We start from the raw sequence: 24,183 nt of genomic DNA, 5'->3' as shown, positions 1-24,183 counted from the left end.
CAGATTTACCGGCTAATGATAAAGTGAAGAAAACGCGATTAATCCCGAGAGCAGAATTATGGTAAAGACCGCAGCAGCCCTGCACATTCTGGTAAAAGAAGAAAAGCTGGCCCAGGAGATCCTCGCTAAGCTTGAACGTGGCATCAGCTTTGATCATCTGGCAAAGCGTTACTCTAAGTGCCCGTCCGGGCGCAACGGCGGTGATTTAGGGGAGTTTAAGCAGGGGGCGATGGTCGGGCCATTCGATCAGGCGGTCTTTAGCTGTCCGCTCCTGAAGCCCTTCGGCCCGGTTAAAACCAGGTTTGGCTACCATATCATTAAGGTGCTGTATCGCCGCTAACGCGTGGTATATTGCGCCCCGATTTATCTCAACCCATTCAAGGCACGATCATGGCAAAAACAGCAGCAGCAGTGCATATCCTTGTTAAAGAAGAGAAACTGGCTTTAGATCTTCTGGAACAGATTAAAAACGGTGCCGACTTCGGCAAGCTGGCGAAGAAGCACTCCATTTGCCCGTCAGGCAAACGCGGCGGTGACTTAGGTGAATTCCGTCAGGGTCAGATGGTTCCGGCGTTTGATAAAGTCGTGTTCTCTTGCCCAGTGCTGGAGCCAACTGGCCCACTGCACACGCAGTTTGGTTACCACATTATTAAGGTTCTGTACCGCAAATAAAAAAACCGGGTGACGGCTGCGCCTTACCCGGCCTACATCTTACGGTTTTGTAGGTCGGGTAAGCGAAGCGCCACCCGACAAGGTTGTTAACCCGCTACTGCAATACGCTTCATGTCGGTCATGTAGCCACGCAATTTCTGGCCTACTTTCTCGATTTCGTGACCGCGAATCGCTTCATTCACATCGCGCAGCTGCGCGTTATCTACTGCACCTTCGGCAATGGCTTTGCCCAGATCACCCGCCTGCAGGGTGGTCATGAACTCTTTCAGCAGCGGTACGCAAGCGTAAGAGAACAGGTAGTTACCGTACTCAGCGGTATCAGAGATAACCACGTTCATTTCGTACAGACGCTTACGGGCGATGGTGTTCGCAATCAGCGGCAGTTCGTGCAGTGATTCGTAGTAAGCAGACTCTTCAATGATGCCGGAATCCACCATCGTTTCGAACGCCAGTTCGACGCCCGCTTTCACCATTGCGATCATCAGTACGCCTTTATCGAAGTACTCCTGCTCGCTGATTTTACCGTCAAACTGTGGTGCGGTTTCGAACGCGGTTTTACCGGTCTCTTCACGCCAGGTCAGCAGTTTCTTATCGTCGTTCGCCCAGTCAGCCATCATGCCGGAAGAGAACGCACCGGAGATGATGTCATCCATATGTTTCTGGAACAGCGGAGCCATGATGGTTTTCAGCTGTTCGGACAGCGCATAAGCACGCAGTTTCGCCGGGTTGGACAGGCGATCCATCATCAGCGTGATACCGCCCTGCTTCAGCGCTTCAGTGATGGTTTCCCAGCCGAACTGAATCAGTTTTTCGGCGTATGCCGGGTCGGTACCTTCTTCCACCAGCTTGTCGAAGCACAGCAGAGAACCGGCCTGCAGCATCCCGCACAGAATAGTCTGCTCGCCCATCAGGTCAGATTTCACTTCTGCAACGAAGGAAGATTCCAGAACGCCCGCACGGTGTCCGCCAGTTGCCGCTGCCCATGCTTTAGCAATCGCCATACCTTCGCCTTTCGGATCGTTTTCCGGGTGAACCGCGATAAGCGTTGGAACGCCGAAGCCACGTTTGTACTCTTCACGCACTTCCGTACCTGGACATTTTGGTGCAACCATCACAACGGTGATGTCTTTACGGATCTGCTCGCCCACTTCAACAATGTTGAAGCCGTGGGAGTAACCCAGTGCCGCACCATCTTTCATCAGCGGCTGCACGGAACGTACAACATCAGAGTGCTGTTTGTCTGGCGTCAGGTTAACCACCAGATCCGCCTGCGGGATCAGCTCTTCGTAAGAACCCACTTTGAAGCCGTTTTCGGTCGCTTTGCGCCAGGAAGCACGCTTCTCAGCAATGGCTTCTTTACGCAGGGCGTAGGCGATATCCAGACCAGAGTCACGCATGTTCAGACCCTGGTTGAGGCCCTGTGCGCCACAGCCGACGATGACCACTTTTTTACCCTGAAGGTAGCTCGCGCCATCAGCAAATTCGTCGCGCGCCATAAAGCGGCATTTGCCCAGCTGCGCCAGCTGCTGGCGCAAGTTCAGTGTATTAAAGTAGTTAGCCATGTTGGACTCCGTGATGTTGTGTTGTGGTGCTTATTGTTCGGTTCGCCGTTCAGCGAGAATGTACCCACATTACAACAGGAAATTTATTGCGGAAATTGATATATTCACAACGTCACGTTGCAATATCTGCAATGTAAAAAGGGGGAGTGGAATCGGTGGATTTACGCGATCTGAAAATGTTCCTGCATCTGGCGGAAAGCCGTCATTTTGGCCGCAGCGCACGCGCGATGCACGTCAGCCCCTCCACGCTTTCGCGCCAGATCCAGCGTCTTGAGGAAGACCTCGGCCAGCCGCTGTTTGTGCGCGATAACCGTACCGTCACCCTCACGGAAGCCGGGGAAGAGCTGCGCGTTTTTGCCCAGCAAACGCTGTTGCAGTATCAGCAACTGCGCCACACCATCGACCAGCAAGGACCGTCGCTGTCCGGCGAGCTGCATATTTTCTGTTCCGTCACCGCCGCCTATAGCCACCTTCCGCCTATCCTCGACCGCTTCCGCGCCGAACATCCGTCGGTAGAGATTAAACTCACCACCGGTGATGCCGCCGACGCGATGGAAAAAGTGGTGACGGGTGAAGCGGATCTCGCCATCGCAGGGAAACCAGAAACATTGCCGGGTGCGGTGGCTTTCTCAATGCTGGAAAATCTGGCCGTGGTGCTGATTGCCCCGGCACTGCCCTGCCCGGTGCGTAACCAGGTATCGGTGGAAAAGCCCGACTGGTCAACGGTACCGTTTATCATGGCCGATCAGGGGCCAGTACGCCGCCGCATTGAGCTGTGGTTCCGCCGCCAGAAGATCAGCAACCCGTCAATTTACGCGACAGTTGGCGGCCATGAGGCGATGGTGTCAATGGTGGCCCTGGGCTGTGGCGTGGCATTGCTGCCAGAAGTGGTGCTGGAAAACAGCCCGGAACCGGTGCGCAACCGCGTGATGATTTTAGAACGCAGCGATGAAAAAACACCGTTCGAGCTTGGCGTGTGCGCACAAAAAAAGCGGCTGCATGAGCCGCTTATTGACGCGTTCTGGCAGATTTTGCCGAACCACTAGCCTGCCAGGAAGAACCGGAACGCCGGGTTATGGGTTTCGTCATGGCACTCATAGCCCAGCTCGTTCAGCCGCGTTTCGAAATCAGGTTCATGCTCGCCCAGTTCGAACGCCGCCAGCACGCGACCATAGTCGGTGCCGTGGCTGCGATAGTGGAACAGGGTAATGTTCCAGTAGGTGCCCAGCGTATGCAGGAACTTCAGCAACGCACCAGGTGATTCCGGGAACTCGAAGCTGAACAGACGCTCCTGGAGTGGCTTCGACGGACGCCCCCCCACCATGTAACGCACGTGCAGCTTCGCCATTTCGTCGTCGGAAAGATCCACCACGCTGTAGCCGCCTTCGTGCAACAGGTTAAGGATCTCTTTGCGCTCTTCCAGCCCACGGCTCAGGCGCACACCGACAAAAATGCAGGCATCTTTGGCATCGGCAAAACGGTAGTTGAACTCTGTCACCGAACGACCACCCAGCAACTGGCAGAACTTCAGGAAACTGCCCTTCTCTTCCGGAATAGTTACCGCCAGTAACGCTTCACGTTGTTCACCCAGCTCGCAGCGTTCGGACACGTAGCGCAGGCCGTGGAAGTTCACGTTGGCACCAGAAAGTACATGTGCCAGACGCTCGCCGCGAATGTTGTGCTGCGCGATATACTTTTTCATTCCCGCCAGCGCCAGCGCGCCGGAAGGTTCCGCCACCGCGCGAACATCTTCGAACAGATCTTTCATCGCCGCACAGATAGCATCGCTATCAACGGTGATAATGTCGTCGAGATATTCCTGACACAAACGGAAGGTTTCATCGCCAATACGTTTGACCGCTACGCCCTCGGCAAACAGCCCGACGCGCGGTAAGTCCACCGGATGACCCGCATCCAGCGCTGCTTTCAGACAGGCAGAGTCTTCTGCTTCAACAGCAATGACTTTGATTTGCGGCATCAACTGTTTGATCAGCACCGCCACGCCTGCCGCGAGGCCACCACCGCCAACCGGCACAAAGACACGGTCGAGATGCGCATCCTGTTGCAGCAGCTCCAGCGCCAGTGTGCCTTGTCCGGCAATCACCATCGGATGATCGAACGGCGGCACCCAGGTGAACCCCTGCTGCTGCGCCAGCTCAATCGCTTTGGCTTTCGCTTCGTCAAAATTGGCACCGTGGAGCAACACTTCGCCACCGAAACCGCGTACCGCATCGACTTTGATATCTGCGGTTGCAACGGGCATTACGATCAGCGCTTTCAGCCCCAGACGTGCAGACGAGAACGCAACGCCCTGCGCGTGGTTGCCCGCAGAAGCCGTGATCACGCCACGTGCTTTTTGTTCATCGGTTAACCCGGCCATCATCGCGTAGGCACCACGCAGCTTGAAGCTGTGTACCGGCTGCCGGTCTTCACGCTTCACCAGGATCACGTTGTCGAGGCGCGAGGAGAGTTTTTCCATTTTCTGCAGTGGCGTAACCTGCACGGCTTCATAGACCGGCGCACGTAGCACCGCTCTGAGGTATTCCGCCCCCTCAGGGGCGGCGGATAAGGGTTGTGACTCAGCCATCATTAACCCCCAAGTTTCGATTTATCGCGCACCGCGCCTTTATCTGCACTGGTGGCAAGGCTCGCATAAGCACGCAGAGCGAAGGAAACTTCGCGCTGGCGATCTTTTGGCGTCCACGCTTTGTCGCCGCGCGCTTCTTGCGCTTCACGGCGGGCGGCAATGTCCTGGTCACTCAGCTTCAGCTGGATACCACGGTTCGGAATGTCGATTTCAATCAGATCGCCATCTTCGATGATTGCGATGTTGCCGCCGCTTGCCGCTTCCGGTGAAACGTGGCCGATGGATAATCCAGATGTACCGCCAGAGAAACGACCATCTGTGATCAACGCACAAGCTTTACCGAGACCCATCGATTTCAGGAAGGTCGTTGGGTAGAGCATCTCCTGCATCCCTGGCCCGCCTTTTGGCCCTTCGTAGCGGATCACAACTACATCGCCTTCCACCACTTTGCCACCGAGAATGGCTTCTACCGCATCGTCCTGGCTTTCGTACACTTTAGCCGGGCCGGTGAATTTCAGGATGCTGTCGTCCACACCTGCGGTTTTAACGATACAGCCATTTTCCGCGAAGTTACCGTACAGAACAGCCAGACCACCGTCTTTGCTGTAAGCGTGTTCCAGAGAACGGATACAGCCTTCGGCGCGATCGTCATCCAGGGTATCCCAGCGACAATCCTGTGAGAAAGCCTGAGTGGTGCGAATACCTGCCGGGCCTGCGCGGAACATGTTTTTGACCGCTTCGTCTTTGGTCAGCATCACGTCGTATTTGTCCAGAGACTGCGGTAACGTCAGACCGAGAACGTTCTTCACATCACGGTTCAGCAGACCGGCCCTGTCCAGCTCGCCGAGAATACCGATAACGCCACCGGCGCGGTGTACATCTTCCATGTGGTACTTCTGAGTACTCGGTGCGACTTTACACAGCTGTGGCACTTTACGGGACAACTTGTCGATATCACTCATGGTGAAGTCAATTTCCGCTTCCTGGGCTGCAGCCAGCAGGTGCAGAACGGTGTTGGTGGAGCCACCCATCGCGATGTCCAGGGTCATGGCATTTTCAAACGCGGCTTTACTGGCAATGTTACGCGGCAGCGCGCTTGCATCGTCCTGCTCGTAGTAACGTTTGGTCAGCTCAACGATACGTTTACCGGCGTTGAGGAACAGCTGTTTACGATCGGCATGCGTCGCCAGCAGCGAGCCGTTACCCGGTTGAGACAGGCCCAGCGCTTCGGTCAGGCAGTTCATGGAGTTCGCAGTGAACATTCCGGAACAGGAACCGCAGGTCGGACACGCGGAGCGTTCCACCTGATTGCTCTGCTCGTCGGAGACTTTCGGATCGGCCCCCTGAATCATCGCATCGACCAGGTCGAGCTTGATGATTTTGTCGGAAAGCTTGGTTTTACCTGCTTCCATCGGGCCGCCGGAAACGAAGATCACCGGAATGTTCAGACGCAGGGAAGCCATCAGCATCCCCGGGGTAATTTTGTCGCAGTTGGAGATACAGACCATTGCATCAGCGCAGTGGGCGTTCACCATGTACTCCACCGAGTCAGCGATCAGCTCGCGCGACGGCAGTGAATAGAGCATGCCCCCGTGTCCCATCGCGATACCATCATCCACCGCAATGGTGTTGAACTCTTTCGCCACACCGCCAGAGGCTTCAATCTGCTCGGCAACCAGTTTACCGAGATCGCGCAGGTGTACGTGGCCCGGCACAAACTGGGTAAAGGAGTTAACCACCGCGATAATTGGCTTGCCAAAATCGGCGTCGGTCATCCCGGTGGCGCGCCACAGCGCGCGGGCCCCCGCCATGTTACGGCCGTGGGTGGTGGTGGCGGAACGATACTTAGGCATGCTTTATTTACTCCCGTCTGACTATTTAACTGGGGCGGTGCGTGCCACCCCATATTTATACTTATTGATTAACCTGATCCAACCAGCCGTATTTATCTTCCGTTTCACCGGTGAAGAGGCCAAAGAATGCCTGCTGAATACGTTTAGTTACCGGGCCACAGCGGCCTTCGCCTACCTGAATACCGTCTACGCTACGCACCGGTGTGATCTCAGCGGCGGTACCGGACATGAATACTTCGTCGGCCAGATACAGGGATTCACGAGACAGCACCTGCTCACGCACTTCGATACCCAGATCTTTCGCCAGCTTAATGATGGCATCACGGGTAATACCCGGCAGCGCGGAAGAGGTGAATGGCGGAGTGAACAGAATGCCATCTTTCACTTCAAACAGGTTTTCGCCTGCGCCTTCAGAGATATAGCCATTCACATCCAGCGCGATACCTTCCTGGTAGCCATGACGGCGTGCTTCGCTGCCGACCAGCAGTGAGGAGAGGTAGTTACCGCCCGCTTTAGCCGCCGTCGGAATGGTGTTAGGTGCCGCACGGTTCCAGGAAGAAACCATTGCATCGATCCCCTGATCCAGTGCTTCCGCACCCAGGTACGCACCCCACGGGAACGCAGCAATGATCACATCGGTGGTATAACCGGCTGGCGGGTTAACACCCATCCCCACATCACCCACGAACACCAGTGGGCGAATGTAGGCACTTTTCAGGTTGTTCTTACGCAGCACTTCGCGGCAAGCTTCCATCAGTTCATCAACGCTCTGAGAAACCGGGAAACGATAGATTTTGGCTGAATCACGCAGGCGCTGCATATGTTCGCGATGACGGAACACCACTGGCCCTTTGTGGGAATCGTAGCAACGGATACCTTCAAACACTGACGTACCATAGTGAAGCGCGTGGGACATCACGTGAACTTTCGCGTCCTCCCAACGAACCATCTCACCATTGAACCAAATGTAATCCGCTTTTTTCGTCGTCATTTTCTCTTCCTGCCGCGCTTAAGCACGGATTTGTTGTGATGTGGTTGTGCTTTGGCAGATAGCGACATGGGCAACATCTACCAGTTTATTTAACTGACTAAACAGTAAGTCGACCGACCGCGGACTGGCAACGGTTAATTCGATATTGATGTTCCGGGCGTCAGTGGCCGTTTCCATATTCATAGAGCAAATTTGAAAACCACGATGACGAACCACACGCAAAACACGTTCTAACGTTTCGGGATTGAAGCGAGCCTGCACGGCGACCTGATGTTGCATCATGATAATTTCTCCAGCATTTGTGAGTTACTGGCACCTGGCGGTACCAACGGCCAGACGTTCTCAAGCTCGTCGATTGAGACATGAAGCAGGTACGGCCCTTCGCTTGACAGCATGGTGTCGAGTGCCGCTTCAACCTGGTCTTTACGGGTGATGTGCTGGCCAGGGATGCCAAAGGCGCTGGCCAGAGTGAGGAAATCGGGGTTATCGGTCAGGGTGGTTTCGCTGTAACGCTCCTGGAAGAACAGCTGTTGCCACTGGCGAACCATCCCTAAACGCTGGTTATCGAGCAATACGATTTTCAGCGGTAACTGCTTACGCTTAACGGTGCCCAACTCCTGAACGTTCATCATGAAGGAGCCGTCACCGGAGATACAGATAACCGTATCGTTCGGGCGGGCAACCTGCGCCCCCACCGCTGCGGGCAGACCGAAGCCCATTGTCCCTAACCCGCTGGAGGTGATGAAGTTTTCCGGACGGGTGTAAGTCATATGCTGTGCAGACCACATCTGATGCTGACCGACATCGGTCGTCACCACACTGTCTGTTGGTTTACGGTCGGACAACTGTTTTAACAGCAGAGGGGCATAGATTGCTTCGCCAGGGTGATCGTAACGCCAGGCGTGTTCAGCACGCATATCTGCCGTGTGTTGACGCCATTCATTGATGTTCAACGGCTGCTGTAAAGCCGGCAACAATGCGTTGAGATCGCCCTGAAGTGCCACATGCACCTGACGCAGCTTATTCATTTCAGCAGGGTCGATGTCCATGTGGATGACTTTGGCATTCGGTGCGAAGGTATTCAGCTTACCCGTTACGCGGTCATCGAAACGCGCGCCTACCGCGATGAGCAAATCACATTCCTGCACCGCCAGGTTTGCCGCTTTGGTGCCGTGCATCCCCAGCATGCCCAGATAGTATGGGTAGTCAGCCTCAACCGCACCCAGACCTTTCAATGTGCAAGTGGCTGGCATTTGGGTTGCTGCGATAAATTCGCGCAGGGCCGGAACTGCCTGAGCCATACCCACGCCACCACCGACATACAGCATTGGTTGTTTCGCCTGAGCCAGCATCTGGCGCGCCTCTTCCACTTCTTCATGTGGGAAAGCATCATCATTTTCTACAGTGGAGAAGTGTGGATCCAGATCGCCAGAGGCAACCTGAATGTCTTTCGGGATATCAACCAGAACCGGGCCAGGGCGGCCAGAGTTGGCCACTTCAAACGCTTCTGCCATCACGCGCGGCAGCTCTTCCAGGGACTGAACAAGGAAGCTATGTTTGGTGCAGGCCAGCGACAAACCGAGTACATCTACCTCCTGGAAGGCATCGGTACCGATGAACGAGGAAGCCACCTGGCCGGTGATCGCCACCACAGGAACAGAATCAAGCAGTGCATCCGCCAGACCGGTGATCAGGTTGGTTGCGCCCGGGCCTGATGTTGCCATGCAGACGCCTGTTTTACCGGTAGCACGCGCATAGCCAATAGCGGCCATCGCTGCACCCTGCTCGTGTCGGCACAACAGGTGTTCCACGCCGCCGTCATACAATGCATCGTAAATCGGCATAATTGCGCCCCCCGGATAACCGAAGACAGTCTCGACTCCCTGTGCACGCAACGCATGTACTACCCACTGTGCCCCATTCATAGTTAGTTCCCCGTCATAAATCGTGAGAAACAGAATTTTATGCTAGTCGTCATTCTCTGCTCCTCGTTTACGTTTTTTAGTCATAAAAAAACCCCCGGACCTTTCGGTGCGGGGGTCTTAGTTCGTTAAGGCTTGATTTTTAAGCCTTTCCTCGTCCAAGTGCAGCCCCGCACGGTGGGATAATAATCACCACCACGCTAATCACGACCAGGCTAATCACTCGTAGAAGGGCTGTCATTTTCAGTTCTTTTTTCATCTTGTTCGAAGGAATGCCTAAAGAGTTATCACAGTTTTAAAATCAAACACAAGATTTATTTATGGCTGATTTTGTTAACCCGCAAACAGAATTTCTAAAAACCTTTGTTTTATATGAATAAATTAGAAAATGAATATTTTTCATTTTTTGGGTTATCTGTCCCTCGCCAAAACGGTGAATATTCAATCGCTGCGAGGAGGGTTCCATTTCCCTGAAACAATTACAACTTGCAGCGAAAAAGCAGGAACATGCGCCGTAAATAAGCAAATTAACGATAAAAGTGAAAAGCCTCCACTGGCATAGTTACGCCAGAAGGAGGTATTTATGTCACTGTCGGTTGTTTATACCCGAGCCGCTATTGGAGTGAAGGCCCCACTCATTTCTGTTGAGGTTCATTTGAGTAATGGGCTGCCCGGGCTGACGCTCGTCGGCTTACCAGAAACCACGGTTAAAGAGGCCAGAGATCGGGTACGTAGCGCGATTATCAATAGTGGTTATACCTTTCCCGCAAAGAAGATCACGATCAATCTCGCCCCTGCTGATCTGCCCAAAGAGGGAGGGCGATATGATTTACCTATCGCTATTGCGCTTCTCGCAGCCTCTGAGCAGCTTAATACGACAAGGCTAAGCTCGTATGAGTTCATCGGTGAACTGGCGCTTACAGGCTCGCTCAGAGGCGTTCCTGGTGCTATCTCCGGGGCTCTGGAAGCCATACAAGCCGGTCGACAAATTATTGTGGCGAATGAGAATGCTTCAGAAGTGAGCCTTATTGCAGAGAAAGGATGCCTGATAGCCGGGCATTTGCAGGAGGTATGCGCGTATCTGGAAGGTCGCCATGAACTGGCCGAACCGGAAGAGAGTGACGATATCCTGCCGGATGCGCCTGAAGATCTTAGCGATATCATGGGCCAGGAGCAGGGAAAGCGAGCATTAGAGATCACCGCCGCAGGCGGGCATAATCTTTTGCTGATAGGCCCTCCCGGTACGGGTAAGACCATGCTGGCCAGTCGGTTGAGCGGCTTGCTTCCTCCCCTTGATAACCACGAGGCACTCGAAAGTGCCGCAATCTTTAGCCTGGTAAGTTCAACATCACTGCAAAAACAGTGGCGACGTCGCCCGTTTCGTTCCCCGCACCATAGCGCCTCTCTTGCCGCGATGGTCGGTGGCGGGTCTATCCCCGCGCCTGGTGAAATTTCATTGGCGCATAACGGTATTCTGTTTCTGGATGAGCTGCCTGAGTTTGAACGCCGCGTCCTGGATGCGCTGCGAGAACCCATCGAATCAGGTGAGATTCATATCTCACGCACACGCGCTAAAATCAGCTATCCCGCGCAGTTTCAACTTGTTGCCGCAATGAACCCTAGTCCTACGGGACATTACCAGGGCAACCATAACCGCTGTACGCCTGAACAGACGCTTCGCTATTTGGGCAAATTATCCGGCCCTTTTCTCGATCGATTTGATTTATCGCTGGAGATCCCACTGCCGCCGCCAGGCCTGCTTCGGCAGACAAACATGAAAGGAGAAAGTACGGTAAAAGTACGCGACAGAGTTATTGCCGCTCAGGCACGGCAGCATGCGCGTCAGAACAGACTGAATGCACGGCTGGACAACACCGGAATTCGTCAGTATTGCCCTCTGTCGCCTGAGGATGCAGTCTGGCTGGAGGAAACACTGTCGCGGTTTGGTCTTTCCATCCGGGCATGGCAACGTTTATTGAAAGTGGCCCGAACCATTGCCGACATCGAAGGTGACCCTGACATTGAAAGGCGACACCTGCAGGAGGCGTTAAGCTATCGCGCGATCGATCGCTTGTTGTTACATCTGCAAAAGATGCTGGCGTAAAAAAGGGGCCGTAGCCCCTTTTCACATCAGATTAGTCTTCAGACTCGGTGTAGTCTTCAGCACCTTCCATCTGCGGCTTACCGCCTGACAGCGTATGGAAACGCTTTGGACGCTTAATGCGAGCCATATACTTGATCCATACACGTTCTACTTCAGACTGCGGTTCACGCTCACCCCGGCAAACAGCAACGAACTGTTTTTCGTCTTCGGTTACTGGTTCACGCTTACCCAGATCCAGCTCGTTGAAGGCATAACCATGACGCTCAAGTAACTGCGCCTCTTTGATGGTGAAATCGCCGTGACGAGAGAACCCGCGTGGATAATTTTTATTGTCGAAAAAACGATTAGTCGTCGTAAAGCTTTCCGCCATCCTACACGCTCCTAATTCTTTGGCCGAGCTATTTATGGCGCGGAGTATTAGTTACGCTTGACAGAGTGTAAAACAAAACATTTAAATCATAACGACAAATAATTTTGTGGAGAAAGATGTGGATACGGAATTGCTAAAAACTTTCCTTGAAGTGAGCAGAACGCGCCACTTTGGGCGAGCAGCTGAAGCCCTCTACCTGACGCAGTCAGCGGTCAGTTTTCGTATTCGACAGCTGGAAAATCAACTGGGTGTAAATCTTTTTACCCGTCACCGCAACAACATCCGCTTAACGCCAGCCGGTGAAAAACTTCTCCCGTATGCAGAAACGTTGATGAACACCTGGCAGGCGGCTCGTAAAGAGGTTGCACATACCTCAAGGCACAATGAGTTCTCTATTGGTGCCAGCGCCTCCCTGTGGGAATGCATGCTGAGTCAGTGGCTTACCCGGTTGTACCACTCTCATAGCCATCTGCAATTTGAGGCCAGAATTGCGCAACGCCAGTCGCTTGTTAAGCAACTTCATGAGCGTCAGCTTGATCTTCTAATCACGACCGAAGCCCCCAAGATGGACGAATTTAGCAGCCAGATTGTTGGGCAATTTGGCCTGGCGCTTTATGCTTCTGAGCCTTCTATGATGAAGGCAGATCTCAGTTATTTGCGTCTGGAATGGGGCCCGGATTTTCAACAACATGAAGCAGGATTAATTGCCAGCGACGATGTTCCGCAGCTCACCACAAGCTCTGCAGAGATCGCCTGTCAGCAACTTGCTTTGCTGAAGAGTTGTACCTGGTTACCTACCCGCTGGGCAGACAACAAAGCTGGACTGCATGCTGTCACAGATTCCACAACGCTTTCCAGGCCGCTATATGCGATCTGGCTGCAAAACAGTGACAAACAATCACAGATAAAAGATCTGCTAAAAATCAACATAATGGATTAATGCATAAGCCTGCAGGGATGCAGGCAGCACATTCAGAAGGCGGGTTTTCGCTGTTTTACAGGCAAAAAAAATCCTTTGCCTAAGCAAAGGATTATATATGGCAGGGGCGGAGAGACTCGAACTCGCGACACCCGGTTTTGGAGACCGGTGCTCTACCAACTGAGCTACGCCCCTAAATTTTCTTGCCATTAAGCCTGCCAGGAAAGGCAGGCTTAATGTCTTAATAAGTGGCGGAACGGACGGGACTCGAACCCGCGACCCCCTGCGTGACAGGCAGGTATTCTAACCGACTGAACTACCGCTCCACCGAAGACTGCTGTAACCACCGGATTTATGCACCGGCTTACTACTTAATTTGATGCCTGGCAGTTCCCTACTCTCACATGGGGAGACCCCACACTACCATCGGCGCTACGGCGTTTCACTTCTGAGTTCGGCATGGGGTCAGGTGGGACCACCGCGCTAAAGCCGCCAGGCAAATTCTGTTAAATCTGTATCAAAGCTGAAAATATTCTGTCTCTTCGCCGAAACAGCTTCGGCGTTGTAAGGTTAAGCCTCACGGTTCATTAGTATCGGTTAGCTCAACGTATCGCTACGCTTACACACCCGACCTATCAACGTCGTCGTCTTCAACGTTCCTTCAGGAGACTTAAAGTCTCAGGGAGAACTCATCTCGGGGCAAGTTTCGTGCTTAGATGCTTTCAGCACTTATCTCTTCCGCATTTAGCTACCGGGCAATGCCATTGGCATGACAACCCGAACACCAGTGATGCGTCCACTCCGGTCCTCTCGTACTAGGAGCAGCCCCCCTCAATTCTCCAGCGCCCACGGCAGATAGGGACCGAACTGTCTCACGACGTTCTAAACCCAGCTCGCGTACCACTTTAAATGGCGAACAGCCATACCCTTGGGACCTACTTCAGCCCCAGGATGTGATGAGCCGACATCGAGGTGCCAAACACCGCCGTCGATATGAACTCTTGGGCGGTATCAGCCTGTTATCCCCGGAGTACCTTTTATCCGTTGAGCGATGGCCCTTCCATTCAGAACCACCGGATCACTATGACCTGCTTTCGCACCTGCTCGAGCCGTCACTCTCGCAGTCAAGCTAGCTTATGCCATTGCACTAACCTCCTGATGTCCGACCAGGATTAGCTAACCTTCGTGCTCCTCCGTTACTCTTTGGGAGGAGACCGCCCCAGTCAAACTACCCACCAGACACTGTCCGCAACCCGGATTACGGGTCTACGTTAGAACACCAGCCATTAAAGGGTGGTATTTCAAGGTCGGCTCCACGCAGACTGGCGTCCACGCTTCAAAGCCTCCCACCTATCCTACACATCAAGGACCAGTGTTCAGTGTCAAGCTATAGTAAAGGTTCACGGGGTCTTTCCGTCTTGCCGCGGGTACACTGCATCTTCACAGCGAGTTCAATTTCACTGAGTCTCGGGTGGAGACAGCCTGGCCATCATTACGCCATTCGTGCAGGTCGGAACTTACCCGACAAGGAATTTCGCTACCTTAGGACCGTTATAGTTACGGCCGCCGTTTACCGGGGCTTCGATCAAGAGCTTCGCGTTGCCGCTAACCCCATCAATTAACCTTCCGGCACCGGGCAGGCGTCACACCGTATACGTCCACTTTCGTGTTTGCACAGTGCTGTGTTTTTAATAAACAGTTGCAGCCAGCTGGTATCTTCGACTGATTTCAGCTCCACCCGCAGGGGCTTCACCTACATATCAGCGTGCCTTCTCCCGAAGTTACGGCACCATTTTGCCTAGTTCCTTCACCCGAGTTCTCTCAAGCGCCTTGGTATTCTCTACCTGACCACCTGTGTCGGTTTGGGGTACGATTTGATGTTACCTGATGCTTAGAGGCTTTTCCTGGAAGCAGGGCATTTGTTACTTCAGCACCGTAGTGCCTCGTCATCACACCTCAGCGTTAAAAAACGACCGGATTTACCTAATCGTTCCGCCTACATGCTTAAACCGGGACAACCGTCGCCCGGCTAACATAGCCTTCTCCGTCCCCCCTTCGCAGTAACACCAAGTACAGGAATATTAACCTGTTTCCCATCGACTACGCCTTTCGGCCTCGCCTTAGGGGTCGACTCACCCTGCCCCGATTAACGTTGGACAGGAACCCTTGGTCTTCCGGCGAGCGGGCTTTTCACCCGCTTTATCGTTACTTATGTCAGCATTCGCACTTCTGATACCTCCAGCATGCCTCACAGCACACCTTCAACGGCTTACAGAACGCTCCCCTACCCAACAACGCATAAGCGTCGCTGCCGCAGCTTCGGTGCATGGTTTAGCCCCGTTACATCTTCCGCGCAGGCCGACTCGACCAGTGAGCTATTACGCTTTCTTTAAATGATGGCTGCTTCTAAGCCAACATCCTGGCTGTCTGTGCCTTCCCACATCGTTTCCCACTTAACCATGACTTTGGGACCTTAGCTGGCGGTCTGGGTTGTTTCCCTCTTCACGACGGACGTTAGCACCCGCCGTGTGTCTCCCGTGATAACATTCTTCGGTATTCGTAGTTTGCATCGGGTTGGTAAGCCGGGATGGCCCCCTAGCCGAAACAGTGCTCTACCCCCGAAGATGAGTTCACGAGGCGCTACCTAAATAGCTTTCGGGGAGAACCAGCTATCTCCCGGTTTGATTGGCCTTTCACCCCCAGCCACAAGTCATCCGCTAATTTTTCAACATTAGTCGGTTCGGTCCTCCAGTTAGTGTTACCCAACCTTCAACCTGCCCATGGCTAGATCACCGGGTTTCGGGTCTATACCCTGCAACTTAACGCCCAGTTAAGACTCGGTTTCCCTTCGGCTCCCCTATACGGTTAACCTTGCTACAGAATATAAGTCGCTGACCCATTATACAAAAGGTACGCAGTCACACCACGAAGGTGCTCCCACTGCTTGTACGTACACGGTTTCAGGTTCTTTTTCACTCCCCTCGCCGGGGTTCTTTTCGCCTTTCCCTCACGGTACTGGTTCACTATCGGTCAGTCAGGAGTATTTAGCCTTGGAGGATGGTCCCCCCATATTCAGACAGGATACCACGTGTCCCGCCCTACTCTTCGAGTTCACAACCTGTGCATTTTCGTGTACGGGGCTGTCACCCTGTATCGCCGGACTTTCCAGACCGTTCCACTAACACACAAGCTGATTCAGACTCTGGGCTGCTCCCCGTTCGCTCGCCGCTACTGGGGGAATCTCGGTTGATTTCTTTTCCTCGGGGTACTTAGATGTTTCAGTTCCCCCGGTTCGCCTCGTTAACCTATGTATTCAGTTAACGATAGTGTGACGAATCACACTGGGTTTCCCCATTCGGACATCGCCGGGTCAAAGGTTCATATCACCTCGCCGGCGCTTTTCGCAGATTAGCACGTCCTTCATCGCCTCTGACTGCCAGGGCATCCACCGTGTACGCTTAGTCGCTTAACCTCACAACCCGAAGATGTTTCTTTCGATTCATCACCGACTTGCGAAAATTTGAGAGACTCGAACACACCATTTAAGATGTGTCGTTTCAATTTTCAGCTTGATCCAGATTTTTAAAGAGCAAAACTTCGCAGTGCACCTTTTCAGGTTCACTCTGAAGTTTTCTTGTGTTCGCAGTAAAAGATGGTGGAGCTATGCGGGATCGAACCGCAGACCTCCTGCGTGCAAAGCAGGCGCTCTCCCAGCTGAGCTATAGCCCCATCGTTTTGCCAACCTCTGTACCGGTAATTTTTGTTGAGGCAAGGCGTGGTGACACAAAGCATACTTAAGTATGTGAGTTTCGCCGCAACGCAGCATCAGCAAAAATTTGGTAGGCCTGAGTGGACTTGAACCACCGACCTCACCCTTATCAGGGGTGCGCTCTAACCACCTGAGCTACAAGCCTGCAGAGATTTTTACTGCTGTATTTCATCAGACAATCTGTGTGAGCACTGCAAAGGCAGGTTCTTTAAGGTAAGGAGGTGATCCAACCGCAGGTTCCCCTACGGTTACCTTGTTACGACTTCACCCCAGTCATGAATCACAAAGTGGTAAGCGCCCTCCCGAAGGTTAAGCTACCTACTTCTTTTGCAACCCACTCCCATGGTGTGACGGGCGGTGTGTACAAGGCCCGGGAACGTATTCACCGTAGCATTCTGATCTACGATTACTAGCGATTCCGACTTCATGGAGTCGAGTTGCAGACTCCAATCCGGACTACGACGCACTTTATGAGGTCCGCTTGCTCTCGCGAGGTCGCTTCTCTTTGTATGCGCCATTGTAGCACGTGTGTAGCCCTACTCGTAAGGGCCATGATGACTTGACGTCATCCCCACCTTCCTCCAGTTTATCACTGGCAGTCTCCTTTGAGTTCCCGGCCGGACCGCTGGCAACAAAGGATAAGGGTTGCGCTCGTTGCGGGACTTAACCCAACATTTCACAACACGAGCTGACGACAGCCATGCAGCACCTGTCTCAGAGTTCCCGAAGGCACCAAAGCATCTCTGCTAAGTTCTCTGGATGTCAAGAGTAGGTAAGGTTCTTCGCGTTGCATCGAATTAAACCACATGCTCCACCGCTTGTGCGGGCCCCCGTCAATTCATTTGAGTTTTAACCTTGCGGCCGTACTCCCCAGGCGGTCGACTTAACGCGTTAGCTCCGGAAGCCACGCCTCAAGGGCACAACCTCCAAGTCGACATCGTTTACGGCGTGGACTACCAGGGTATCTAATCCTGTTTGCTCCCCACGCTTTCGCACCTGAGCGTCAGTCTTTGTCCAGGGGGCCGCCTTCGCCACCGGTATTCCTCCAGATCTCTACGCATTTCACCGCTACACCTGGAATTCTACCCCCCTCTACAAGACTCTAGCCTGCCAGTTTCGAATGCAGTTCCCAGGTTGAGCCCGGGGATTTCACATCCGACTTGACAGACCGCCTGCGTGCGCTTTACGCCCAGTAATTCCGATTAACGCTTGCACCCTCCGTATTACCGCGGCTGCTGGCACGGAGTTAGCCGGTGCTTCTTCTGCGGGTAACGTCAATTGCTGTGGTTATTAACCACAACACCTTCCTCCCCGCTGAAAGTACTTTACAACCCGAAGGCCTTCTTCATACACGCGGCATGGCTGCATCAGGCTTGCGCCCATTGTGCAATATTCCCCACTGCTGCCTCCCGTAGGAGTCTGGACCGTGTCTCAGTTCCAGTGTGGCTGGTCATCCTCTCAGACCAGCTAGGGATCGTCGCCTAGGTGAGCCGTTACCCCACCTACTAGCTAATCCCATCTGGGCACATCTGATGGCAAGAGGCCCGAAGGTCCCCCTCTTTGGTCTTGCGACGTTATGCGGTATTAGCTACCGTTTCCAGTAGTTATCCCCCTCCATCAGGCAGTTTCCCAGACGTTACTCACCCGTCCGCCGCTCGTCACCCAGGAGCAAGCTCCCTGTGTTACCGCCCGACTTGCATGTGTTAGGCCTGCCGCCAGCGTTCAATCTGAGCCATGATCAAACTCTTCAATTTAAAAGTTTGATGCTCAATGAATTAAACTTCGTAATGAATTACGTGTTCACTCGTTGAGACTTGGTATTCATTTATCGTCCGAGGACGTTAAGAATCCATGTCACTTTGAGTGCCCACACAGATTGTCTGATAAATTGTTAAAGAGCAGTTGCAACGCGGCTTTCAGCTCACCGTTGCGAGGTCACGTATATTACGTTTTCCTCATTCAGAGTCAAGCGATTATTTTCACTTTTCTCTGCTGGCGTTCATCTCTGAACCCCGCCAACCCGGCGGCCTGTAAGCCGTTGTTCCGTGTCAGTGGAGGCGCATTATAGGGAGTTCTCAGACGTTGACAACCCCTCTTTTAAAAAAAACGTTCAACCGTCTCTTTTTTGCTCAAAACCGTGCTACAGCGCCAGTTTTTCGAGCGTTTCAAACCCATAACGGCGTAAAACGGGTAAAAGTTGTTCAGTCTCTTTTGTTATCGCCATACAAAAAGCGATATTCGCATCAGCAGATTTTGCATCTGGCGCTTCATGTTCCAGCAGCCAGGCCGTGCGACGTGCAATAGCGGCACCGGAATCCACCAGGCGCGTACCTTCTGGCAGAACCTTTAACAACTCTTCCTGTAATAGTGGGAAGTGAGTGCAGCCCAGCACTACCGTATCCGGTGGCTCCGGCATACGCAGCCACGGACGAAGGATCCGACGCAGCTCTTCAAGCGATACCGCCTCGCCGTGCAGCTTCGCTTCCGCCATCTCCACCAGTTCCGCCGAACCCAACATCGCAATCTGGCACTCATTAGCAAAACGGTCGATAAGCTCACGCGTATAAGGACGCTTCACTGTGCCACGCGTTGCCAGTAAACCGACGATGCCGTTCGCCGTCAGACGCGCAGCAGGCTTTATCGCGGGGACGACGCCCACAACCGGGAACTGGAATTTTTCACGCAATGCAGGAAGAGAGACCGTACTTGCCGTGTTACAGGCGATGACCGCCAGCGCCAGGGGATAGCGTTTTTGCACAGCGGTGACGATTTCAACCACACGCTCAACAATAAACTCCTCACTTTTTTCCCCATAAGGGAAAGCGACGTTATCGAAGGCGTAAATGTAATGGAGATCCGGCAAAAGATGCCGAATCTCATCATAGACCGAAAGCCCACCGACGCCGGAATCAAACACCAGCACGGTGGGACGCGGATTAGAAGGTGTAGCTGCCAGACAAGGTGTATTCCCGTCCTGCAGTTTGGTAGCCATAAACTGTCTCGTAATCTTTATCGAACAGGTTAGCTATTTTACCACGAACTGTCAGATGTGAGGTGACAGGATATGAAACTGCGACATCCCACAGACTTACACCGCCCATTTTCACGCGTTCTGATGCATAAGTGTTTGGATCAAACGCGACATCATAGCGGGTACCCAGATAACGGTAGGCCAGGTTCCAGTCGAGATCCCACACTTGCCAGTCCAGCTGATACTTAACCTGCTGCTTAGAACGACGAGCCAATACTTCATTCGTTTTGGCATTACGCGGGTCGACATAATCATAGGAAATCTGATGCCCTACCGGGCCAGTATCGAACTGCGCCGTTGCTTCTACGCCTTTAATACGAGCTTCATCAACGTTGTAATAGCGATAAGTATGCGGATCGCTGCTAATCAGGTTATCAATGTCATTACGATAGCCTGTCACGCGCCAGTTTACCGGCCCCGTCAGACCTTCAAAGCCACCTTCCCACTGCTTACTCTCTTCTGGCTTAAGATCCGGGTTGCCGTAACTCGCACTGTGGATCTGGCTCATGGTTGGTGCTTTATAAGCCGTACCGTAAGAACCGATGAGGCGATACCCATCGATGAACTCCCACGCAGCGCTGGTTTGCCATGTTCCGTGGTTGCCAAAGTTGGAGTTATCGTCATTACGCGCCGCCGCTTCCAGCGTCACGCTGTTGAACTGCTGCATTGCTGAAAGGAACACGCCGGTATTACGTTGCTCGTAACCTTTATCCAGGTAACCCGTTCCGGCCTGTGTCTTCTGCTTCTGCCAGTCCAGACCCGCCCCGATGTTGCCGTGACCCACTTCAACGGTGTTCAGCCACTGGGTGGTGTATTGCTTCACATCATCCGTTGTTGCGGAATCAGCGTAGCGTCCTTTTTTCGGATCATAGTTCTGATCTTTGCTGCGGCCGTAACCCGCCACCAGCTGCGACTTGAAAATGCCCTGGTTGTAACGCAGACCCGTGTCCCAGTTCTGGCTGTAGAGCTGACGAGTATCCGGCCGCCCATCAACCATAAAGCTTGCATCATAGTGATCGTAACCGTCATACGCAGTGCGGTTGTCGTAACCAAAGCCACGGAAGAAACCACTCACACTGTCGGTAATCTGCTGTTCCACAGAGCCGTACAGCGACTTACTCATAAAGCCATCGCGGTCAGGCTGACGTGGCGCATCCAGCGCGGCGATATCAAAACCACGGGTGTAGGTGTAGTTACCCGCCATCGTAACTTTGGTTTTATCAAACACCTGCTGGAAGGAGCCATCATAGGTTTGGTAACCCTTAGAACCTACGCCCGCAGAGATTTCTGCCCCCGGCTTATCGCGACCGGTGATGATGTTGATCACGCCGCCAATCGCGTCGGAGCCATATAAGGCCGAACGCGGGCCACGAATGTACTCGATGCGCTGGATCAGCGAGGTCGGAATTTGACTCAGATCGGGAACGTTGCTGATCCCGGCGCTGTTCAGAGGAACACCATCAATCAGCACCAGTACATGGCGGGATTCAGTACCGCGAATAAAGGTAGATGAAGTTGCTCCCAGTCCACCGCTTTGTGCGATATCTACACCCGGCAGGCGCGACATGATTTCAACAACGCTCTTTGCCTGCCAGCGTTCAATATCTTCACGCGTCACAACAGACGTTGGTGCCAGAACGGTATTAACAGGTTGCTCAAAACGGTTTGCAGTCACCACCAGCGAGTCTGAGCTATCCTGCGCCCAGCCCGAAAATGCCGTGACGGACAATGCCGTACACAGCGATACTTTTTTAATCATTGTTAAAGCATCCACAATATAAGAAGGATGCCGCAGGCCTCATCTATAGCACGCGATGATGAAACCAAATGCGACGTGATCCCGGCAGGTCTTCGGGCTAGGTGGCGTGTTGTGGATGAAGACTTCCCGCCCATTTCATCCTTCAGGCTACCTCTGCGTGAGCTACCTGAAGGACTTTGTGTATATAAAGCAGTGTCTACAACTCTCATCCCGCCAGTCTTTACCGCTGCGCGTCAGCTCCAGATTTACACTGGATTCCCTTTTCACTCTCAGGAGACCGGAAACAGAATGCTACAATTAGACACGTATAGATGTCCAGACAGCCATGCGCCATTAAATCTGGACATCCCCTGAACAATGCCTACAATCCCCGCGTAATTCTTTATCACTCAGGACGCATCATGACCCCCGAACACCTCCCGACAGAACAGTACGACGCGCAGCTGGCAGAGAAAGTTGTCCGCCTGCAAAGTATGATGACGCCTTTCAACGCGCCCGTTCCCGAGGTGTTCCGTTCGCCTGTCAGCCATTACCGTATGCGTGCAGAGTTCCGCATCTGGCACGATGGTGACGACCTGTACCACATTATTTTCGATCAGCAGACGAAATCCCGTATCCGCGTGGACAGCTTCCCGGCGGCGAGCGAACTCATTAACCAGCTCATGACGCTGATGATCGACGGCGTGCGCAGCAACCCCGTGCTGCGCCACAAGCTGTTCCAGATTGACTACCTGACCACCCAAAGCAACCAGGCCATTGTCTCTTTGCTCTATCACAAGGCGCTGAACGACGAGTGGCGCGAGCAGGCCGAAGCTCTGCGCGATGTGCTGCGGGCGCAGAACATCAATGTCCATCTGATTGGCCGTGCGACGAAAACCAAAATCATGCTGGATCAGGATTACATCGACGAGCGTCTGCCGGTGGCGGGTAAAGAGATGATTTATCGCCAGGTGGAGAACAGCTTCACCCAGCCGAATGCCGCGATGAACGTGCAAATGCTGGAGTGGGCGCTGAATGCAACGGAAGGCTCAACGGGCGACCTGCTTGAACTGTACTGCGGTAACGGCAACTTCTCGCTGACGCTGGCACGTAACTTCGAGCGTGTTCTGGCCACCGAAATCGCCAAACCGTCTGTCGCCGCCGCACAGTACAACATCGCCGCTAACCATATCGATAATGTACAAATTATCCGTATGGCGGCTGAAGAGTTTACGCAGGCCATGAACGGTGTGCGTGAGTTTAATCGCCTGCAGGGAATCGATCTCAGGAGCTACCAGTGCGAGACAATTTTTGTCGATCCACCGCGCAGTGGCCTGGACAGTGAAACCGAGAAGATGGTGCAGGCGTACCCGCGTATTTTGTACATTTCCTGCAACCCGGAAACCCTGTGCAAGAATCTGGAAACATTAAGCCAGACGCACAAGGTTGAACGTCTGGCGCTGTTCGATCAGTTCCCGTATACGCACCATATGGAGTGCGGTGTGCTGCTTACCGCGAAGTAATGAAGTTCCCGTAGGGCAGGTAAGCGAAGCGCCACCTGCCTACAACACCCCATTCACTTACTCCGGCAGCTCGTGCTTACGGCTACGCATGCGCGAGCCAATCCAGAACACCAGCGCCACAGACAGCACGGCAGGCAGGAAGTTAGAGCCGATATCCGGGTACTCTGCGCGCACCACGGTGCTATACAGCAGCACGCCCAGAATAAAGCAGGCGGCGGCCAGCCCCGGTAACCCCACCGGCATGGTGCGGTTCTGATAACGCTGGTGTAGACAGTAAACCGTCAGAACCAGCGCGATTAGCGGGAAAATCGAGAACGGCACAATCGAGCTGAAAACAGCCGCAAACGTGCCATTAATTGATAAGCCAGCGATCAATGCCAGCAACAACGTACCCTTATCCTGACCTGACTGTTTCATTACTCACCTTCACTCATCGGTTTGATGTGCTAACTTCTCTTGTTCACGGCGATACCAGTAATATGCGCCTTTGGAAATCATCCGCAGTTGCAATACCAGCCGCTCTTCGAGCTGCTTGCGTTGCTCCACGCTCACATCCAGCGCTTCGGCACCCGCACTGAAGACAATTGTCACCATCGCTTCGGCCTGTGCTTCTGTGAATGCACGCGGCATATGGTTTTCGAGTTCAAGATAGTCGGCAAGTTCCGCGATGAAATGCTGAATTTCACGCGCAACAGCGGCACGAAATGCGGCCGACGTCCCGGAACGCTCCCGCAACAGCAGGCGGAACGCGTTGGGGTTATTGCCGATAAATTCCATAAAGGTCGACACGGAGGTGCGGATCACGCTGCCGCCTTTCGCGATACGCTGACGCGCCTGGCGCATTAGCTGACGCAGCATCAGGCCGCTTTCATCCACCATAGTCAGGCCCAGTTCATCCACATCACGGAAATGACGATAGAAGGACGTTGGCGCAATCCCGGCCTCGCGTGCGACTTCACGCAGACTCAAACTGGCAAAACTCCGCTCGGCACTCAGTTGACTGAATGCGGCTTCCACCAGCGAACGCCGGGTTTTCTCTTTTTGTTGTGCTCTTACGCCCATCACGATAGCTGAATCCTTCCAAAGGTCTGATGGCACTATACCAGAGAATAAAATTAATCTGTTTGCCTGGCTTTGTGAAT

The 24,183-nt window shown here is 53.4% G+C and carries 19 protein-coding genes, 4 tRNA genes, 3 rRNA genes and 1 riboswitch; of the genes, 6 read left to right on the top strand and 20 right to left on the bottom strand.

Annotation, left to right across the window (positions count from 1 at the left end; translation table 11 throughout):
- The first annotated feature begins 58 nt into the window (after window positions 1-58).
- Together ppiC (HV318_RS14490) and ppiC (HV318_RS14485) are read left to right on the top strand one after the other, a co-directional pair.
- Complete coding sequence (ppiC, locus tag HV318_RS14490) at window positions 59-340, top strand: peptidylprolyl isomerase PpiC (protein ID WP_046886622.1); 282 nt, start codon at window positions 59-61, stop codon at window positions 338-340.
- Between the two features lie 50 nt (window positions 341-390).
- Entirely contained in the window at window positions 391-672 is a 282-nt protein-coding gene (ppiC, locus tag HV318_RS14485) for a peptidylprolyl isomerase PpiC (RefSeq protein ID WP_023309650.1), read from the top strand.
- Between the two features lie 86 nt (window positions 673-758).
- On the opposite strand, the gene ilvC is transcribed toward ppiC (HV318_RS14485), so the two are convergent.
- On the bottom strand, window positions 759-2,234 hold the full coding sequence (gene ilvC / locus HV318_RS14480) for a ketol-acid reductoisomerase (RefSeq protein ID WP_182273299.1): 1,476 nt from the start codon (window positions 2,232-2,234) through the stop codon (window positions 759-761).
- A 155-nt stretch (window positions 2,235-2,389) separates the two neighbouring features.
- On the opposite strand from ilvC, the gene ilvY reads away from it, so the two are divergent.
- On the top strand, window positions 2,390-3,280 hold the full coding sequence (gene ilvY / locus HV318_RS14475; protein WP_182273298.1) for an HTH-type transcriptional activator IlvY: 891 nt from the start codon (window positions 2,390-2,392) through the stop codon (window positions 3,278-3,280).
- On the opposite strand, the gene ilvA is transcribed toward ilvY, so the two are convergent.
- The 7 genes from ilvA to ilvL all read right to left on the bottom strand — a co-directional run bounded on the left by ilvA (window position 3,277) and on the right by ilvL (window position 9,828).
- Window positions 3,277-4,821, bottom strand: a complete 1,545-nt coding sequence (gene ilvA, locus HV318_RS14470) for a threonine ammonia-lyase, biosynthetic (protein ID WP_182274604.1) — start codon at window positions 4,819-4,821, stop codon at window positions 3,277-3,279. The two genes, ilvY and ilvA, sit on opposite strands and share 4 nt — an antisense overlap.
- A gap of 2 nt (window positions 4,822-4,823) precedes the next feature.
- Window positions 4,824-6,674, bottom strand: a complete 1,851-nt coding sequence (gene ilvD, locus HV318_RS14465) for a dihydroxy-acid dehydratase (RefSeq protein WP_182273297.1) — start codon at window positions 6,672-6,674, stop codon at window positions 4,824-4,826.
- A 61-nt stretch (window positions 6,675-6,735) separates the two neighbouring features.
- A complete protein-coding gene (ilvE, locus tag HV318_RS14460) occupies window positions 6,736-7,665 on the bottom strand; it encodes a branched-chain-amino-acid transaminase (protein ID WP_182273296.1) in 930 nt (309 codons plus the stop codon).
- 18 nt (window positions 7,666-7,683) lie between these two features.
- Window positions 7,684-7,947 carry an acetolactate synthase 2 small subunit gene (gene ilvM / locus HV318_RS14455; protein ID WP_182273295.1) on the bottom strand — a complete coding sequence of 88 codons (264 nt, stop codon included), beginning with the start codon at window positions 7,945-7,947 and terminating at the stop codon, window positions 7,684-7,686.
- Window positions 7,944-9,590, bottom strand: coding sequence for an acetolactate synthase 2 catalytic subunit (gene ilvG, locus HV318_RS14450; protein ID WP_182273294.1), 1,647 nt, complete (start codon window positions 9,588-9,590; stop codon window positions 7,944-7,946). The genes ilvM and ilvG overlap by 4 nt, the downstream gene beginning before the upstream one ends.
- A 2-nt stretch (window positions 9,591-9,592) precedes the next feature.
- Window positions 9,593-9,643 (bottom strand): peptide IlvX, encoded by a 51-nt coding sequence (ilvX, locus tag HV318_RS24530; protein WP_201405605.1) that lies wholly within the window; start codon window positions 9,641-9,643, stop codon window positions 9,593-9,595.
- An 86-nt stretch (window positions 9,644-9,729) separates the two neighbouring features.
- On the bottom strand, window positions 9,730-9,828 hold the full coding sequence (gene ilvL / locus HV318_RS14445) for an ilv operon leader peptide (RefSeq protein ID WP_001311244.1): 99 nt from the start codon (window positions 9,826-9,828) through the stop codon (window positions 9,730-9,732).
- Window positions 9,829-10,170: 342 nt separating this feature from the next.
- Here ilvL and HV318_RS14440 point away from each other — a divergent pair, with 342 nt between their 5' ends.
- Window positions 10,171-11,691, top strand: coding sequence for a YifB family Mg chelatase-like AAA ATPase (locus tag HV318_RS14440; RefSeq protein WP_182273293.1), 1,521 nt, complete (start codon window positions 10,171-10,173; stop codon window positions 11,689-11,691).
- A gap of 31 nt (window positions 11,692-11,722) precedes the next feature.
- Here the strand turns inward: HV318_RS14440 and maoP are convergent, their stop codons facing one another.
- Window positions 11,723-12,061: a MaoP family protein gene (gene maoP / locus HV318_RS14435; protein WP_182273292.1), complete on the bottom strand. Its 339-nt coding sequence runs from the start codon at window positions 12,059-12,061 to the stop codon at window positions 11,723-11,725.
- 118 nt (window positions 12,062-12,179) lie between these two features.
- Here maoP and hdfR point away from each other — a divergent pair, with 118 nt between their 5' ends.
- Window positions 12,180-13,001, top strand: coding sequence for an HTH-type transcriptional regulator HdfR (gene hdfR / locus HV318_RS14430; RefSeq protein WP_182273291.1), 822 nt, complete (start codon window positions 12,180-12,182; stop codon window positions 12,999-13,001).
- A gap of 98 nt (window positions 13,002-13,099) precedes the next feature.
- Here hdfR and HV318_RS14425 read toward each other — a convergent pair.
- The 9 genes from HV318_RS14425 to btuB form a co-directional block, all read right to left on the bottom strand.
- A tRNA-Trp gene (locus tag HV318_RS14425) sits at window positions 13,100-13,175 on the bottom strand.
- A gap of 54 nt (window positions 13,176-13,229) precedes the next feature.
- Window positions 13,230-13,306, bottom strand: a tRNA-Asp gene (locus tag HV318_RS14420).
- A gap of 55 nt (window positions 13,307-13,361) precedes the next feature.
- A 5S ribosomal RNA gene (gene rrf, locus HV318_RS14415) occupies window positions 13,362-13,477 on the bottom strand.
- Between the two features lie 69 nt (window positions 13,478-13,546).
- Window positions 13,547-16,452: ribosomal RNA gene (locus tag HV318_RS14410) — 23S ribosomal RNA — on the bottom strand.
- Window positions 16,453-16,633: 181 nt separating this feature from the next.
- Window positions 16,634-16,709 (bottom strand) — tRNA-Ala (locus HV318_RS14405).
- 108 nt (window positions 16,710-16,817) lie between these two features.
- Window positions 16,818-16,894 (bottom strand) — tRNA-Ile (locus tag HV318_RS14400).
- Between the two features lie 69 nt (window positions 16,895-16,963).
- Window positions 16,964-18,503: ribosomal RNA gene (locus tag HV318_RS14395) — 16S ribosomal RNA — on the bottom strand.
- Together the 16S, 23S and 5S rRNA genes with 4 tRNA genes alongside form the textbook arrangement of a ribosomal RNA operon.
- 386 nt (window positions 18,504-18,889) lie before the next feature.
- Window positions 18,890-19,741 carry a glutamate racemase gene (gene murI / locus HV318_RS14390; protein WP_182273290.1) on the bottom strand — a complete coding sequence of 284 codons (852 nt, stop codon included), beginning with the start codon at window positions 19,739-19,741 and terminating at the stop codon, window positions 18,890-18,892.
- Window positions 19,686-21,539, bottom strand: a complete 1,854-nt coding sequence (btuB, locus tag HV318_RS14385; protein ID WP_182273289.1) for a TonB-dependent vitamin B12 receptor BtuB — start codon at window positions 21,537-21,539, stop codon at window positions 19,686-19,688. Before btuB ends, murI begins: the two co-directional genes overlap by 56 nt.
- A gap of 66 nt (window positions 21,540-21,605) precedes the next feature.
- Window positions 21,606-21,836: riboswitch (cobalamin riboswitch) on the bottom strand.
- A gap of 104 nt (window positions 21,837-21,940) precedes the next feature.
- Between btuB and trmA the strand changes: the two genes are divergently transcribed.
- Window positions 21,941-23,041: a tRNA (uridine(54)-C5)-methyltransferase TrmA gene (gene trmA, locus HV318_RS14380; RefSeq protein WP_182273288.1), complete on the top strand. Its 1,101-nt coding sequence runs from the start codon at window positions 21,941-21,943 to the stop codon at window positions 23,039-23,041.
- Between the two features lie 57 nt (window positions 23,042-23,098).
- Here the strand turns inward: trmA and HV318_RS14375 are convergent, their stop codons facing one another.
- Entirely contained in the window at window positions 23,099-23,458 is a 360-nt protein-coding gene (locus tag HV318_RS14375) for a YijD family membrane protein (protein ID WP_182273287.1), read from the bottom strand.
- A gap of 9 nt (window positions 23,459-23,467) precedes the next feature.
- Window positions 23,468-24,106 carry an HTH-type transcriptional repressor FabR gene (fabR, locus tag HV318_RS14370; protein WP_014072319.1) on the bottom strand — a complete coding sequence of 213 codons (639 nt, stop codon included), beginning with the start codon at window positions 24,104-24,106 and terminating at the stop codon, window positions 23,468-23,470.
- Between the last annotated feature and the right edge of the window lie 77 nt (window positions 24,107-24,183).

The sequence above is a fragment of the Enterobacter sp. RHBSTW-00901 genome, from assembly GCF_014103115.1.
Lineage (GTDB): Bacteria > Pseudomonadota > Gammaproteobacteria > Enterobacterales > Enterobacteriaceae > Enterobacter > Enterobacter cloacae_P.
This window is presented reverse-complemented; position numbering and strand designations above follow the sequence as displayed.